Origin of the sequence: Burkholderia sp. IDO3, from assembly GCF_003366075.1 — a bacterium.
Taxonomy (GTDB): Bacteria; Pseudomonadota; Gammaproteobacteria; order Burkholderiales; family Burkholderiaceae; genus Burkholderia; species Burkholderia anthina.
Genome location: NZ_CP028964.1, coordinates 136563 through 148668, shown reverse-complemented (window position 1 = coordinate 148668; position 12106 = coordinate 136563). Strand labels below are relative to the sequence as shown.

11 protein-coding genes are annotated in these 12106 nt (G+C 64.4%); 4 read left to right on the top strand and 7 right to left on the bottom strand.

The genetic code is table 11. From position 1 onward, the window contains the following. Positions 1 to 64: 64 nt before the first annotated feature. The 3 genes from DCN14_RS32315 to DCN14_RS32305 all read right to left on the bottom strand — a co-directional run bounded on the left by DCN14_RS32315 (position 65) and on the right by DCN14_RS32305 (position 3083). Entirely contained in the window at positions 65 to 1006 is a 942-nt protein-coding gene (locus DCN14_RS32315; RefSeq protein ID WP_096508036.1) for an alpha/beta hydrolase, read from the bottom strand. A gap of 121 nt (positions 1007 to 1127) precedes the next feature. Beyond that, positions 1128 to 1874 carry an SDR family oxidoreductase gene (locus tag DCN14_RS32310; RefSeq protein WP_096508037.1) on the bottom strand — a complete coding sequence of 249 codons (747 nt, stop codon included), beginning with the start codon at positions 1872 to 1874 and terminating at the stop codon, positions 1128 to 1130. A 120-nt stretch (positions 1875 to 1994) separates the two neighbouring features. After that, on the bottom strand, positions 1995 to 3083 hold the full coding sequence (locus DCN14_RS32305; protein WP_096508038.1) for an alkene reductase: 1089 nt from the start codon (positions 3081 to 3083) through the stop codon (positions 1995 to 1997). Between the two features lie 115 nt (positions 3084 to 3198). On the opposite strand from DCN14_RS32305, the gene DCN14_RS32300 reads away from it, so the two are divergent. Beyond that, the gene (locus DCN14_RS32300; protein WP_096508039.1) at positions 3199 to 4116 is read left to right on the top strand and encodes a LysR family transcriptional regulator; all 918 of its coding nucleotides are present in this window, start codon (positions 3199 to 3201) and stop codon (positions 4114 to 4116) included. A 168-nt stretch (positions 4117 to 4284) separates the two neighbouring features. On the opposite strand, the gene DCN14_RS32295 is transcribed toward DCN14_RS32300, so the two are convergent. Continuing rightward, the gene (locus DCN14_RS32295; protein WP_096508040.1) at positions 4285 to 5724 is read right to left on the bottom strand and encodes an alpha/beta fold hydrolase; all 1440 of its coding nucleotides are present in this window, start codon (positions 5722 to 5724) and stop codon (positions 4285 to 4287) included. A 162-nt stretch (positions 5725 to 5886) separates the two neighbouring features. Here DCN14_RS32295 and DCN14_RS32290 point away from each other — a divergent pair, with 162 nt between their 5' ends. Beyond that, positions 5887 to 6465: a TetR/AcrR family transcriptional regulator gene (locus DCN14_RS32290; protein ID WP_096508066.1), complete on the top strand. Its 579-nt coding sequence runs from the start codon at positions 5887 to 5889 to the stop codon at positions 6463 to 6465. A gap of 164 nt (positions 6466 to 6629) precedes the next feature. Next, the gene (locus DCN14_RS32285; protein WP_096508041.1) at positions 6630 to 7355 is read left to right on the top strand and encodes an SDR family oxidoreductase; all 726 of its coding nucleotides are present in this window, start codon (positions 6630 to 6632) and stop codon (positions 7353 to 7355) included. Between the two features lie 395 nt (positions 7356 to 7750). On the opposite strand, the gene DCN14_RS32280 is transcribed toward DCN14_RS32285, so the two are convergent. The 3 genes from DCN14_RS32280 to DCN14_RS32270 all read right to left on the bottom strand — a co-directional run bounded on the left by DCN14_RS32280 (position 7751) and on the right by DCN14_RS32270 (position 10600). Next, a complete protein-coding gene (locus tag DCN14_RS32280) occupies positions 7751 to 8038 on the bottom strand; it encodes a hypothetical protein (RefSeq protein ID WP_143331723.1) in 288 nt (95 codons plus the stop codon). A 117-nt stretch (positions 8039 to 8155) separates the two neighbouring features. After that, positions 8156 to 9541, bottom strand: coding sequence for an MFS transporter (locus DCN14_RS32275; RefSeq protein ID WP_096508043.1), 1386 nt, complete (start codon positions 9539 to 9541; stop codon positions 8156 to 8158). Positions 9542 to 9703: 162 nt separating this feature from the next. Continuing rightward, on the bottom strand, positions 9704 to 10600 hold the full coding sequence (locus DCN14_RS32270) for a LysR family transcriptional regulator (protein WP_096508044.1): 897 nt from the start codon (positions 10598 to 10600) through the stop codon (positions 9704 to 9706). 149 nt (positions 10601 to 10749) lie between these two features. Between DCN14_RS32270 and DCN14_RS32265 the strand changes: the two genes are divergently transcribed. Continuing rightward, a complete protein-coding gene (locus DCN14_RS32265; protein WP_096508045.1) occupies positions 10750 to 12057 on the top strand; it encodes an MFS transporter in 1308 nt (435 codons plus the stop codon). Positions 12058 to 12106: the final 49 nt, after the last annotated feature.

Here is a 12106-nt window from a genome sequence, read left to right as displayed (position 1 = left end):
CTCAAAAGCCTGTTCCCTGCATCGGCATGGCAAGCCGAAGCCTGCCGCGTCATCCAGATTGCGATCAGTCGCCGTTCTTCTTAAGAAAATCGAGCATCAAGTTCGCGATTTCGTCGACTTGTTCGTCGAATGCGAAATGCCCCGCATCGAGCAGATGAATTTCCGCATTGGGCAAGTCCCGCCTGTAGGCTTCGGCTCCCGGCGCGATAAACGACGGGTCGTTCTTGCCCCATACCACCAGGGTCGGTGGTTTGTGCTCGCGCAGCCACGCCTGCCACGCCGGATACGACGTGACGTTCGTCCGGTAGTCGTATAACAGCGCCCCCTGGATCTCGCGCTGCCCCGGACGCGACAGGTGCGTGTATTCGTCGGTCCACGTGTCGGGATCGTATCGCTCGGGATGCGATGTCCCGGCCGTATGCCGTTGTTCGGTTGCGGCGAACGAAATGAACGTATCCAGCACTTCGGGATGCGCGTTGGGATCGGCCCAGTATTGGGCGATGCCGGTCCATTTCGCTCCGAGTCCCTCACGGTAAGCATTGGCGTTCTGGATAATCAACGTCTGCACCTGCTCGGGATGCGCGGCCATGATCCGGAAGCCGACCGGGCCGCCGTAGTCATGTAGATACAGGCTGTAGCGGCTCACCCCGAGCTGGTCGAGCAGCTCGCTGGTCGTCTGCGCCAGGTGATCGAACGTGTACGCGTATACCGCCGGGGACGGCGCATCACTCTGACCAAAGCCCGGAAAATCCGGAGCGATCAGGTGATAGCGCGTCGCCAGCAGCGGAATCAGTGAATCGAATTCGCGCGACGAGGACGGAAAGCCGTGCAGCAGCACGATCGTCGGCGCGTCCGCGGGACCGGCCTCCCGATAGAAAATCCGTATGCCGTCGACCGTGGCGCGATGATAGGAAGTCGTGCTCGAAATCGACGCCAGCGGTTCCGCCTGTGCGGCGAGGCTGGCGGTCAACGCAACCACCGCGGCCAAAAGAGTGCGTGTTTTCATTTTCAGGTCCTGCCGGGTTGAAAAGCGCTGCTTGAACTGCGAACGATCGGGACAATGCTTGCAGGCGGACGATGCCGGCAAGCCCTCTCACACTCCGCTCCGGAACGGTTCCTGACGATTCTTAGAATTGCGTCAGGCCGCCGTCGACCACCAGTTCGACGCCCGTCGTGTACGAGGAATCGTCACTGGCGAGGAACAGCGCACTCCTGGCGATTTCCATCGACTCGCCGAAGCGCTGCAGCGGCACCTTGGCCTGAATGGCCGCGGCGGTTGCCGCGAGCTGCTCGTCGGTGAGTCCGAGCTTGTCGTAGAACGGCGTCGTGATCGCACCCGGGCTCACGGCATTCACGCGAATGCCGCGCGGCGCCAGCTCCGCCCCCAGCGTGCGGACCAGCGACCGGACGGCGGCTTTGGTCGCGGCCAGCAGCGACAGGCCCGGCATGCCGACGGTGTCGAGGAACGACGTCGTCGCCACCACGCTGCCGCCCTTCGGCATGAGCGGCACGGCCTTCTGGATCGTCAGGAACAGTCCGGTGAAATTCAGCGAAAAATGCTCGTCGATCAGTTCCGTGGTGACGGCGTCGAGCGGCGCCACCTTGCCGGCGCCCGCGTTGGCGAACACGATGTCGATACGACCGAATGTGGCGCGCACCGCTTCGATGGCGCGTTCGATATCGGCCGGCTTGCGGAGGTCGGCCGACAACAACAGCACGTCGCCGCCGATTTCCTTGCCGGCCGCGGCGAGACGCTCGTCGTTCGAGCCGAGTACGACGACCGACGCACCTTCCGCGCGAAACAGCTTCGCGGTTTCCAGGCCGATGCCCGACGTGCCGCCGGTGATCAGAGCAACCTTGTTCTTCAGTTTCATTTTTCTTCCTTTATTGACTCATTAAATAGGAATGCAAATATTCCTGGTTGGATATGCCGCCGTTAAGATCGACGACGGGGGAGTGACGTTGCAGCCGCCGGCTGCTCGAACCGGCACAGATCAGGCGGTCTGATTCCGCGCGTAGTCCGTGTACCCCTGCGCGCCGCCGCCGTAGTACGTTTGAGCCGACGCCTCCGTCAGCGTCTGGTCCAGACGCAGGCGCTCGACCAGATCGGGGTTGCCGATAAACGCCTTGCCGAAAGCGACCATGTCGGCATGGCCGCTTGCGATCGCCTCGACCGCCAGCGCGCGATCGTAGCCACCGTTGGCGATGTACGCGCCATCGAACGTGCGGCTCAAAGCGTGAAAGTCGAACGCCCCTGCCGCTCCGGCCGGCATTCGCTCCTCGATGCAGTGCAGATAGGCGAGGCCCAGCGTGCCGAGCCGCTCGGCAAGCCGCTCGTATGTCGACTGAGGATCGCTGTCGAGCGGCGTTTCGCCGATCGTGGTCTTGACCGGCGACACTCGCACACCCACATGCCCGGCACCCCAGATCCCGGCCACGGCCTCGGCGACCTCGACAGGCAGACGCAGTCGGTTCTCGATCGAACCGCCGTATCGATCATCCCGATGATTCGTGCTGTCTCGCAGGAATTGTTCGAGCAAAAAGCAGTTACCCATGTGAATCTCGACACCGTCGAATCCCGCTTCCTCCGCCATCCGGGCCGCGTGCCGGTACTCGTCGATCACGCCGGGAATCTCGTCCGCATGCAATGCCCGAGGCATGGACGGCGGCAGCATGCCGGTCGCGGTCAGCACCGTGCCGCCAGCCTGGATCGCCGACGGCGCGACGGGTGCGAGAGAACCTTCATGCAGGCTCACATGCGAAATCCGTCCGGTATGCAGCAGTTGCAGCACGATCGTTCCGGCGGCGTCGTGAACCGCATCGGTCACCTGACGCCAGGCCCGCACCTGCGCTTCCGTGTAGATGCCGGGGGTATACGCATAACCGCGCCCTTGGCGGGAAACATTGGTGGCTTCCGCAACGATCAATCCGGCCGATGCGCGCTGGCTGTAATACTCGGCAGCGAGAGCCGTCTGTACGCCTTCGAGGTCGGCGCGCGCCCGCGTCAGCGGCGCCATTGCGACGCGGTTTGAGATATGGATTCCACCAAGCGAACCGGGAGAAAAAAGGCCAAAGGGCTGCATGGACAGGTCCTTGAAAATTGAATGAGCATCCGATGGAACGCATCATGCCGGTCGGCATCCCGATGGTGAATCCACTAAAATCGGTTTTCATTTCCTCAAAAAATGGACAAGTGACGTGGACCGACTCGAAGCCATGACGATGCTGCTTGCTGCCATCGAGAAAGGCAGTTTCTCGGCCGCCGCGCGGGAAATGAACGTGCCCGTGCCAACGCTCACGCGCCGGGTGACCGATCTCGAAGAACAATTGGGCACGCGCCTGCTCACGCGCACGACGCGCAAGCTCGCGCTGACGGATGCGGGCGTGGCCTACGCGGCCACGGCCCGGCAGATTCTGGATCTGGTCGCCGAGCAGGAGCGCGAGGCGACGGGGGAATTCACGGTACCGCGCGGAGAGCTCACGATCGCCACGCCAGTGCTCCTCGGGCGGCTCTATGTGCTGCCGCAGATCCTGGACTTTCTGGACGAATTTCCCGAGATCGACGTCACGCTGACGCAGTCGAACCGCAATGTCGATCTGATCGAGGCACACGTCGATGTGGCGGTTCGTATCGGCAGACTGCCCGACAGCAGCTTGATCGCGACGCGCATTGGCGCATTTCGGCCGGTCGTATGTGCAAGCCCGGCTCTGCTCGCGAAACGCGGCACACCACATCTGCCAGCCGACCTAGCGGAAATGCCCTGTGTCGTGTTCAACGGGCCAATGTTGTCGCCGGACTGGAGCTTTCGATGTCCGGACACAGCGCGGCTCGTGACCATTCCCATTTCGCCGCGACTGCAGGTTTCGTCGCCCGACGCAGCCGTCGACGCCGCGATTCATGGTCTAGGGTTCACGCAACTGCTGCACTATCACGTTGCGGAAGCTATCGACGCCGGCAAGCTCGGGATCGTGCTGGATTCCTTCGAGCTCGACCCTGTGCCGATCCAGCTGGTTCACGTTTCCCGCAACATGATGCCGCTGAAATTGCGGCGTTTTCTCGACTTCGTGACGCCACGACTTCGGGAATCTCTCTCCCGGTTTGCCAAGCGGACTTAAGCCGCACAGATACGTCTCACCGCAAGCGGCAGCGCGCCGGCCGATTCGATTCGAGTCGCGGCCGACGAACCGACGAAAGTCGATTCGAAAACTGGATACCGTACCCGGCATCGCTCCGCTCCTTTGGTGAACACCGGGGTAGCCCTACGCGGCCGCCCCGGCCGACAATCAAGCCGCCGCGCCCGACGTAAATCCGGCATCGATTTCGACTCGCGACAGATGCGCCACCGTGTTGGCTAGCGTCTTACCCGCCACGGCCATCGCGATGGCGACTGCCGCGCGACGATCCAGGCCGGCGGCCGTCAGCGCATTGACGTCGCTATCAGATACCTGCGTGCGCTTCGACGCGATCGCGGTAGCGAAACGACGCACGGCTTCCAGCTTCGGATCGGCAAACGCGCCGCCATTACGCAACGTATCGACGACAACGCCGGTCGCACCGAGCTTGCCTGCCAGCGTCGCATGTACCGCCACGCCGTAATCGGCCGCGTTCGCGCGGCTGGCTGCGGCCATAGCGACCTGCTGCGCGATCGGATCGAGCGAGGTTGCGCCGAGTGCCTGCAGCCAGGCGAGATAGGCGCCGAGCACCGCCGGCTCCGCACCCAGCGCATAACCGAGGTTCGGCACGAAACCGAACACGCCGCGCATCGCGTCGAGGATCGGCTTGGCTTCCGCCAACGCGTTCGCTTCGTTCAGCGCGCCGAACAACGCTTCGCCTTGCGCAGCGTCCAGCGTACGCGCGAGGAACGTCCGAACGATGCCCGCCACTTCATCGAGATGCGTTTCGAGCGGGAAATGCCCGCCATCGACAAAATGCACTTCGGCGTCGGGCAGATCGCGGCGGAACGCTTCGGCCCCGGCCGGCAGGAAGAACGGATCGTTCTTGCCCCACACGGCCAGCGTCGGCGGACGATGCGCGCGGAAGTATTCGTGGAAGCGCGGATACATCGCGACGTTCGCCTTGTAGTCGCCGAACAGGTCGAGCTGGATCTCGTCGCTGCCGGCGCGGTCGAGAAAATGCTGGTCGAGCGTATAGCTTTCCGGCGCGATCAGCGCGGTATCGGCCTCGCCGTGCTGGTACTGGAACTGCGTGGTTCCGATCGCCAGCATGGCGCGCAGCTGCGTGCGATTGGCTTCGGACGGATCGTTCCAGTACGCGCGGATCGGATTCCATCCATCGCTGAGTCCTTCCTCATAGGCATTACCGTTCTGCGAGATCAGAGCCGACACGCGCTCCGGGTGCGACGCAGCCAGACGGAAGCCAACCGGTGCACCGTAATCGAATACATAAACGGCATAGCGAGCGAGGCCAATCGTATCGGTAAAGCTCTCGATTACTTCAGCCAGGTGGTCGAAGGTATAGCCGAACGCCTTGGCGTCCGGCGCATCGGAGAAACCGAAACCCGGCAGGTCCGGCGCGATCACGCGGTACTTGTCCGCCAACCGCGCGATCAGGCCGCGGTACTGGTGGCTCGACGTCGGGAAACCATGCAGCAGCAGAACGGCGGGCGCGTCCTTGGGCCCGGCCTCGCGGTAGAACAGGTTGAGCGCCGAGCCGGTACGCGGATCGGCGACGGAGACGGTTTGATACGTAGGAAGGGCAGACATCGAATTCTCCTGGATCGAGGGAACAGGTTACGGCCCGAGCGAACTGAACCGAACGATCGGTACAGTATAAATAAAATTTCGATCCGTCAAGCGTTGATTTCGGCCTGCCCGTTCCGTAAGCTATAGGTCTGTACCGAATGATCTGTCCAGTTGGAGCAAACCATGTCCGCCGCACCAGCCGCAAAAGACGAAATCGTCGATCGATTGTTTGCCGTATTCCGCGATCGCGGTTTCGAGGGCGCATCGCTGGCCGATCTGTCGCGCGCGACCGGGCTCGGCAAGTCGAGCCTTTACCACCACTTTCCCGACGGCAAGGAGCAGATGGCGAAGGCCGTACTCGAGCGCGCCACGGCCGTGATCGATAGCGAGATCCTGGGCACCGCTCAAGCTGCCGGCTCACTCAAAACCCGCATCCGCAAAATCGTGGCGACGTTCGATCAAATGTATGCCGGTGGCAGCACGCCCTGCGTACTCGGCCAGCTATCCAGCGCCGACATGGGTGCCGAGGCTCGAAAAAATCTGGGGCAAGCGCTTGCGCACTGGATCGAAGCGATCGAAATATTGGCGCGGGAGAGTGGCCTGGCGCCCCTCAAGGCGCGCCACTTCGCGGAAGATTGGGTTGCTCGCGTGCAGGGCGCATTGGTTATGCAAGCGGCGACGGGTGAAATCGGACCGTACAGGCGCGCCCTGAATGCATTGCTGGATCTGTCGAAAGACAGCGCGTCCCGGGCACCGGACTAACGCATTGTCCAACGCGCCGATCCAGCTGCACGGCATTTCACCGCGCTTTCTTTGCATTCTCGGAATTTGAACAAGTGTTCCTCACGCTCACCTGATTTCAAACCCTGTTTCCCGGGCGTATCGTCGATTCCTCTACTTTTGATTAACCCATTGAGGAATTCGCCATGTCTCGGACCGTCGTCATTACCGGCGCATCAAGCGGTATCGGATTCGCACTCGCCGAGTCGTACCTATCGGCAGGCTTCAACGTCGTCGGCAACGGGCGTTCGCAGGAACGTCTGCAAGACGCAGCAGCAAAACTCGGTCATCCCGACAGCTTCCTCGCGGTCGCGGGGGACATTGCCGTCGCCGGCACGTCGCAGCGCCTTTTCAGCGAAGCGATCGACCGCTTCGCCAAAATCGACATTCTCGTGAACAACGCCGGCGTCTTCATTGCCAAGCCGATCACGACTTATACGACCGACGACCTCGACACGCTGATCAACACGAATCTGCGCGGGTTTTTCTATCCGACGCAGGCCGCCGTGACCCACATGATCGAGAACGGCGGCGGACACATCGTCAACCTCACGGCCGTGGTCGGCATTCAACCCAACACCAACGTGCCCGCAGCCTTGCCGGCCCTTGTGAAAGGCGGAATCAATCAGGCTACGCGCTCGCTTGCCACGGAACTCGCGAAACACAACATCAAGGTCAATGCCGTTGCTCCCGGCGTAATCGATACTCCCCTGCACAGCCCAGAAAAGCACGCCTTTTTGGCAACGCTCAATCCATTCGGCCGGCTGGGGCAAGTGAAGGAAATTGTCGACGCGGTCCGCTACTTGACGGACGCGGATTTCACTACGGGCGTGATTCTTCCGGTTGATGGCGGGGCAGCAGCAGGACGTTGAGTGTGCGCGCGCCAGCAACGCTGGCACCGGCATGAACAGATCAAAGCATCGGCAACGGCCGGATTTCCGGGACAAATCCACCGAAGATGTACGGTTTCCTGGACCAGATGTCCTGACAAACTCCCGTCAACCGGCGAAGGCTCCCCGGTTGACCTTACAGCGCTGCGTTCATAACCGACTGTGCCGCAGCCGCCGACCTAGGGATCGGTATCGAATGGCTGTGGGTGGCCGGGCAAATCGATCGTAACCGCGAACGACGCTTCGTGGCCGATTGCAGTCGCCCTGAGCGCCAAGCTTCGACTTGCGTCGGATCCCCCGTCGGCGGCGTCGATCCCCGACCCGGTTCGTCGCCCTAGTACGCGATGTCGCCCGTCCCCTCATCTTCCAATAGCCGCTCAGATCTTGCCATTGTGCAGCTTGTCATAGCAGTACAACTGTTCGTCAATCTCGCGAAGAGGCCGATTGAGCTGTCTGGCGATATTCGTCACTTTCTGCGCATAGCTGATGTATTTCTCGTAACTATAGGTCGCGTAGCTCGGTTGAATACCCGTGAGCGCTCGATATGCTCGAACGTCCATGATGGGGAAGATGGCCGGCCGGATGAACTTCAGAATCGCGCTCGCCATGGGGAAGCCGCGGTCGAAAGCGACGGCATTGGGTAACGTGCGTACACCGTTCGGCATCGCAACCCCCAAAACGCACATCGCCCGCCGTCCGTTGCCGGACGGCGGGCGATGCAGGGGATGCCGTTTATGGGAAGAGGAAACCGAAACCGAAACCGAAACCGACCAAACCGCGCATCAGCCCGCCTTCCCCGGCACCGTCTCTCCGCGCAGCGAGCACCCGCGCGTCTCGATCACGCCCGCCAGCGCGACCAGCCCGATCGCGCAGGCGGCCATCATGTAGTACGCGGGAATCATCGTATTGCCGGTCTTGCCGATCAGCCAGTCGTTGACGATCGGCGCGGTGCCGCCGAACAGCGAGGTCGACACGTTGTACGCGATCGCCATGCCCGCATACCGCACATGGGTCGGGAACATCGCCGGGAACATCGCGGAAATGGTCGCGAGCTGCGGCACGTACAGCAACCCGAGCACCGCGAAGCCGACGAACGCGCCGAGCGCGCCGTGCGTCATCAGCGTGAACATCGGCACGGCTGCGACGAATAGCCCGACGAGCGAGATCCACCACATCGTCTTGCGGCCGACGCGATCCGACAGCCAGCCGGCGAACGGCAGCAGCACCATCATCACGAGCATGCCGATCAGCGGAATCAGCAGCGACATGTTCTCGCCGACGCCGATCTCCTTGTGCATGTAAGTCGGCATGTACGCGAGCAGCACATAGTTGACGACGTTCAGCGCGACGACGAGGCCGCCGAGCAGCAGCAGCGGCCGCGCATAGCGAACCAGCAACTGGCCGACCGGCAGCGCGGTGGCGGCGGTGCCCTGCTCGCGCCGCTGGGCCTGCTCCTCGAGTTCGCGGAACACCGGCGTTTCCTCGAGGCGCGAACGCAGGTAGAAGCCGATCAGCCCGAGCGGTGCCGCGACGAGGAACGGCAGGCGCCAGCCCCATGCGTGCATCGACGAGTCGCCGAGCAGCAGCGCGAAGCCGAGCATCAGGAGCGCGCCGAGCGAGAACCCGGCGAGCGTCGCGAATTCGAGGAAACTGCCGCACAGCCCGCGCCGCGAGTCGGGCGCATATTCGGCGATGAAGGTCGCCGCGCCGCCGTATTCGCCGCCGGTCGAGAAGCCCTGCACCATGCGCAGCGCGATCAGCGCGGCGGGGGCGAGCCAGCCGGCGCTCGCGTAGGTCGGCAGCACGCCGACGAGCAGGGTCGCGCCCGACATCGTGAGCACGGTGAGCGCGAGCACGCGCTTGCGGCCGAGGCGGTCGCCGAGCGGGCCCCAGAACAGGCCGCCGAGCGGGCGGATCAGGAACGAGATCGCGAACGTGCCGAGCGCGAACAGCGTCGCGCTGGCGGTGCTGCCGGGAAACAGCGCGGCGGAGATATAGGCGAGCCCGTACGCGTAAATGCCGTAATCGAACCATTCGGTCGCATTGCCGAGGGCGGCGGCCGCGATCGCGACCCGCGGCAAACTATGCGGCGCGTCGCCGGGGGAGGCCGCCTCGTCCGGAACGGACGCGGCGGCAGAAACGGAAGTCCACGATGGCACGTATCGCATGAGGGATCCTCGCTATCAGCATGCGCCCGGGCGGGCGCCGACGAGGATCAAAGTAATCCCGCCAATTAGCGATGCCCGATGTCATAGGACGATGTGGGGATCGGGGTTTTCCCGTGCCGCGGCGGGCGGTTCGACGGCGTGGCGGGTGTCCGGGAGCGACCGTCACGCACGCACGTCGGCGGACGGCAGCAGCGCGGCGAAGCGGTCCGCGAGCGTCGGCCGCGATCGTGCGGGCCAGATCGCGCTCAGCTCGAAGTTCGGCAGCGCGCCGCCGTCGCGCACGGGGCTGTATGCGACGCCGTCGAACGCGAACGCGTGGATCGAGCGCGGCAGCAGCGACACGCCGCAGCCGGCGGCAACACACGCGACCACGGTCAGCGTGCGGTTCACGTCGAGCACGATGTCGACCGGATGACCGGCCTGGCGGAACGCGCTCAGGATGCCCGCGCGGATCAGCGGCAGTTGATCGTGAGGAAACCATACGAGTCCGGCCGCGGCGAGATCGGCGAGCGTCACGGTGCCGTCAGGCTGACGCGGAAAATCCCTCGGCAACACGGCGACGAGCGGGTCGTGCCGGATCAGCTTCTCGCGCATCCGGCCGTTGACCGCGACCGGCGTATGCAGCAGCCCGATGTCGATCTCGCCGCGCTCGAGCGCGATCGCCTGTTCGGCGTTGCTCATCTCGCGCATCACGAGTTCGACGTCGGGCGCGTTTTCACGCAGCGCACGGATCGCGCGCGGCAGCGTATCGAACAGCGCGGCGCTGACGAAGCCGATCGTCAGCCGCCCGGCGCGCTGCGCGCCGATCTCGCCGGCCCGGTGCGCGGCCGCGTCGAGCCGCGCGACGCTCAGGCGCAGATCGTCTACCATCGCGAGCCCGGCGGGCGTCAGGGTCGCACCGCGCCGGGACCGGTCGAACAGCCGGACTCCCAGTTCCTTCTCCATCCGGTTCAGCGCCTGGCTGAGGGCCGGCTGCGCGATGCCGAGCTCGCTGGCCGCGCGCGTGAAGCTGCCGGAATCCGCGATCGCGAGGAAGTAGCGGACGTGCCTGATTTCCATAAGCTAACGTTATGAATAATTATTCGAAACATGGTAGCGAATTATCCCAATGATTCATAGGATGCTCATCGAGACGCGTCGCCGATGACGGCGGCGACCCCGGCGGCGCAATGACGCGGCGCAACGGCTGCGGCACGAGGAGACCTTCGTTGAACTGGACGCGCGAACTATCGACGACCGAACGGCGCACGCTGCGCGGCTGCTTCGCGGGCTGGGCGCTCGACGGCCTCGACACCCAGATGTTCAGCCTCGTGATCCCGGCGCTGCTGGCGACCTGGAGCATCGGCAAGGGGCAGGCCGGCCTGATCGGCGGCGCGACGCTCGTGGCGGGCGCGCTCGGCGGGCTGCTGGCCGGCGCGATCGCCGACCGCTACGGCCGCGTGCGCGCGTTGCAGATCACCGTCTGCTGGTTCTCCGCATTCACGTTCCTGAGCGCGTTCGCGCAGAACTTCGAACAGTTGCTGGTGCTGAAGGCGCTGCAGGGGCTCGGCTTCGGCGGCGAATGGACCGCGGGCGCGGTGCTGCTCGCGGAGACGGTGGGCACGCGCCATCGCGGCAAGGCGATGGGGATCGTGCAGAGCGCGTGGGGCTTCGGCTGGGGCGCGGCGGTGCTGCTGTACATGATCGTGTTCGCGTGGCTGCCGCAGGCGTGGGCATGGCGCGTGCTGTTCGCGATCGGCGCGCTGCCCGCGCTGCTGGTGCTGTATATCCGCCGCGCGATTCCGGAGCCGCCGCGGGCGGCACCGGCGCTGGCGCCTGCGAGCATGAACGCGAATGCGAATGCGAACGCCGACGATACGCCGACGGTCGGCATCTTCGACCGGACCGTCCTGCGTGCGACGGTGGTCGGCGGCCTGATCGGCGTCGGCGCGCACGGCGGCTATCACGCGATCACGGTCTGGCTGCCGACTTACCTGAAGACCGAGCGGCACCTGTCGGTGCTCGGCACGGGCGCGTATCTCGCGGTCGTGATCGTCGCGTTCATCTGCGGCTGCTTCGTCAGCGCGTATCTGCAGGACCGGATCGGGCGGCGCCGCAACGTGATGCTGTTCGCCGTGTGCTGCGCGGTGACGGTGAACCTGTACGTGTTCCTGCCGCTGAACGACATCGCGATGCTGCTGCTCGGCTTCCCGCTCGGCCTGTTCTCGGCCGGCATTCCGGCGACGCTCGGCACGCTGTTCAACGAGCTGTATCCGCGGAACGTGCGCGGGCGCGGCGTTGGCTTTTGCTACAACTTCGGCCGTATCGTATCGGCCGGTTTTCCGGTGCTGGTCGGACGCATGGGCGAATCGCTGCCGCTCGGCACGGCGCTCGGCATCGATGCGGGCATCGCGTACGGGCTGGTCGTGATCGCGGTGTGGTTCCTGCCGGAAACGCGCGGACGCCGGCCGGTCGACACGGCGGCGAGCAGCGACGTCGACGCCGAGGGCCGCCCGCGCGCCGGGGCGTCGCTGTAGCGGCCGCCGCGCTTTCATCCCGTTTCTTCACGCTGCGTGGCTGCGTCGC

Excerpts from the sequence above, each read along its gene's own strand:
- DCN14_RS32315 (WP_096508036.1), bottom strand. The coding sequence starts at position 1,006 with ATGAAAACACGCACTCTTTTGGCCGCGGTGGTTGCGTTGACCGCCAGC.
- DCN14_RS32310 (WP_096508037.1), bottom strand. The coding sequence starts at position 1,874 with ATGAAACTGAAGAACAAGGTTGCTCTGATCACCGGCGGCACGTCGGGC.
- DCN14_RS32305 (WP_096508038.1), bottom strand. The coding sequence starts at position 3,083 with ATGCAGCCCTTTGGCCTTTTTTCTCCCGGTTCGCTTGGTGGAATCCAT.
- DCN14_RS32295 (WP_096508040.1), bottom strand. The coding sequence starts at position 5,724 with ATGTCTGCCCTTCCTACGTATCAAACCGTCTCCGTCGCCGATCCGCGT.
- DCN14_RS32290 (WP_096508066.1), top strand. The coding sequence starts at position 5,887 with ATGTCCGCCGCACCAGCCGCAAAAGACGAAATCGTCGATCGATTGTTT.
- DCN14_RS32285 (WP_096508041.1), top strand. The coding sequence starts at position 6,630 with ATGTCTCGGACCGTCGTCATTACCGGCGCATCAAGCGGTATCGGATTC.
- DCN14_RS32280 (WP_143331723.1), bottom strand. The coding sequence starts at position 8,038 with ATGCCGAACGGTGTACGCACGTTACCCAATGCCGTCGCTTTCGACCGC.
- DCN14_RS32275 (WP_096508043.1), bottom strand. The coding sequence starts at position 9,541 with ATGCGATACGTGCCATCGTGGACTTCCGTTTCTGCCGCCGCGTCCGTT.
- DCN14_RS32270 (WP_096508044.1), bottom strand. The coding sequence starts at position 10,600 with ATGGAAATCAGGCACGTCCGCTACTTCCTCGCGATCGCGGATTCCGGC.